Raw genomic sequence first — 3,224 nt, forward strand, 5'->3', positions numbered from 1 at the left:
ACACTCAACTGGCAATCACCACGAAAGGTTTTTCAGCAGTTTGCAGTGTTCGGTTAATTCTTGCAATCTACCATAAACATACCACTGCTACTACTGATAATGGTGAAGATCAGAGTAGCAAAACGTCTTCTCAACCGGAAACAAATTATGGTGATGAAAAATTAACTAAATCAAGTAATGAGCATTCACAAGATCAAAAAAATTCTTCACGAGTTGAAAAGATTAATGCAGGTGATGCTTTAAACAAAAATACTGATTTGGCAAGTGAAAAAAATAATACGACTGACCAGTCTATTCCAAACAATATGTCGAACGGACAATCTGAATTCACAGATCAAGAGAAAAAATCCATTGCAGTGATTTCAGAAGCTGATGTTGCAGGTTGTCCAAAACGAATTCAAGATGAAAATGGAAACTCATATCGTGTGTTCAATGATTTAGTATCTTATAACGGGTTCATTTTACAGCCGACTCCTACAAAGAATACTGCAAATCTTTTTGTCGGTATTAATGATAATGCAACCAAAATAATTTTTGAACAAATTGACACATCAAAACGAATAGCAAATTTATATGTCGTTGATAATATCAAAACAGCCGATACAAGTTTGAATTTTGGAAGCCAGAGCATTTTTAGTTATGCAATTAATTCTAATGGTGTTCTAGAATTTACTCTGTACATGTATACATCTGACAGACCTACAACACCACAACCGTTACATGGTAATTTGGTAATTCCTAAAAAAGTGAAACAAGAAGTTCACTTTTCAGTAGATACTGGAAAGCGTGACGCAAACGGGAATATTATATATCAGGAATTAGTTAATCCTGTGATTAGCGAAGGAATGACGACCGTTGATAAGTATCAGGTAAGCTCAAAAATCAACGGGAATGAAATATCCTTTCCAGGTTACTATTTTGTTAAAACAATTGGTCATGAAGCTGGTACGCTATCATCTCAAATTTTAGATTATACCAAAAACGAGATGGATGCTGGTTTTACTGATTTTTTGAATCATAATATTAGCTCTTCACATATATATAAAGATGCTCATGGGGCCTACACTTACGCAGGATTTCAGGTCATGCAAGATCAGTATGGAAATGTAAAAACTTATATTGCTAATATTAATAATCCAACTCCTAGTTTGCAGGAAGCAATTGAGCAATTTAACAATTGGCAATTTCATTGGCTAAAAACAACGGATGAAGGTGAATGTAAATTTAACTCAAATGATATTCCGTATGTTGACCAAAGTTATGGAAAGATTAACCATTACTTTGGATATTCATCAGATCCAAACGATCCAGGATTGGCATGGGCTAAGCAACACGGAGGTAATTTTTATATTAATGTTAAAGACATTATATTACCCTCTACATTAGTACGATACGTTTATGCGCCTTATGAGCGTCCAGAGACACCAGGATTAAGTAGCTGGACAATTGTGAACAAGCCAGAAAATCCAGGCAATCCTGGGACGATCATTGATCCGAAGATACCAAATGATCCTAAGCAACCAAGTGGGACGGATAAGGCCAGTTTGGAAAAGGTCATTACCAAGACGATTCACTATGTAGACGAACAAGGCAAGCAGTTATTAGCCGATAAGGCTTATCAAGTGACGTATACCCGAACAGCCACCTACCATGTGAATAACGCCGGTGAAGTGTCAGCGGTTGAGTATAGTGACTGGCAAACCGAAAATGATGACTTAGGTAACAATGGGGAACCAAGTATTAGTGATTATTATGTTAAGGTAGCGGAACCAGACGCGATTAGGGATAATCATGTTAAGGCAGACGCCAGCAACATTGAGACGAAGATTGTTTATGCTCAAGTTCAAATTAAGACAGCGGTTGACGTACCCGAGGCGCACGGCTGGGCGGTTGATGTACCAGAGCCAGTCTACGTGAAAACAGCCGTTGATGTACCGGAAGCTCACGGCTGGGCGGTTGATGTACCAGAGCCAGTCTACGTGAAAACAGCCGTTGATGTACCCGAAGCGCACGGTTGGGCGGTTGATGTACCAGAACCAGTTTATGTGAAAACAGCTGTTGACGTACCCGAGGCACATGGTTGGGCAGTTGACGTACCAGAACCAGTTTACGTGAAGACAGCGGTTGACGTACCGGAGGCACATGGTTGGGCAGTTGACGTACCAGAACCAGTTTACGAGAAGACAGCGGTTGACGTACCGGAGGCTCACGGTTGGGCGGTTGATGTACCAGAGCCAGTTTACGAGAAGACAGCTGTTGATGTACCCGAGGCACATGGTTGGGCGGTTGACGTACCCGAGGCGCATGGCTGGGCAGTTGATGTGCCAGAGCCAGTTTACGTGAAGACAGCGGTTGGCGTACCGGAGGCACATGGTTGGGCAGTTGATGTGCCAGAACCAGTTTACGAGAAAACAGCGGTTGACGTACCGGAGGCGCATGGCTGGGCGGTTGATGTGCCAGAACCAGCTTACGTGAAAACAGCGGTTGATGTACCCGAGGCACATGGTTGGGCGGTTGATGTGCCAGAACCAGTTTACGAGAAAACAGCCGTTGACGTACCCGAAGCTCACGGCTGGGCAGTTGATGTGCCAGAACTAGTTTACGAGAAGACAGCCGTTGATGTACCCGAAGCTCACGGTTGGGCAGTTGATGTGCCAGAACCAGTTTATGAGAAGACAGCCGTTGATGTACCCGAAGCTCACGGCTGGGCGGTTGATGTACCAGAGCCAGTTTACGAGAAAACAGCTGTTGATGTACCCGAGGCGCATGGCTGGGCGGTTGATGTACCAGAACCAGTTTATGTGAAAACAGCGGTTGATGTACCTGAGCCGATTTACATTAAGACAAAAGTTGATATACCAGAGCCTGCTAAATTAACCAAAACAGAAACTAAAATTAACAACAAAAAAATTGTCAAAAACGCTTTTGAAAAACCAACTCTTCAATCAGAAATTGAGCAAAACAATTTTAAGAAGCAACTACCACAAACCTCTGCAACGCCTAAAAAGTCAGGAAGCTCTATAATTGCAGTATGCATAACGCTAGTTTGTTCACTTTTGCTGACGTTAAAAAAATTAAATCACAAATTTTTTTAAAAAATGAAAAAAAACGTAACGTTGTTATTTAGTAAAACGGTTACAATAAAGTGAAAAGACATGTGGTAATAAGTCAAGTGGAAATTAAAATCACGGTTGAATTAAAGGAGGTGAAATATCTTAAAGAAG

At 41.3% G+C, this 3,224-nt stretch carries 1 protein-coding gene; it reads left to right on the forward strand.

Annotation, left to right across the window (positions count from 1 at the left end; genetic code table 11):
• The coding region (locus IEU71_RS09805) for a mucin-binding protein (RefSeq protein ID WP_198422704.1) at positions 1 to 3,095 on the forward strand (3,095 nt) is incomplete at its 5' end.
• Positions 3,096 to 3,224 lie beyond the last annotated feature (129 nt).

It is taken from the genome of Leuconostoc falkenbergense, from assembly GCF_014634805.1.
In the GTDB taxonomy this organism is placed as follows: Bacteria; Bacillota; Bacilli; order Lactobacillales; family Lactobacillaceae; genus Leuconostoc; species Leuconostoc falkenbergense.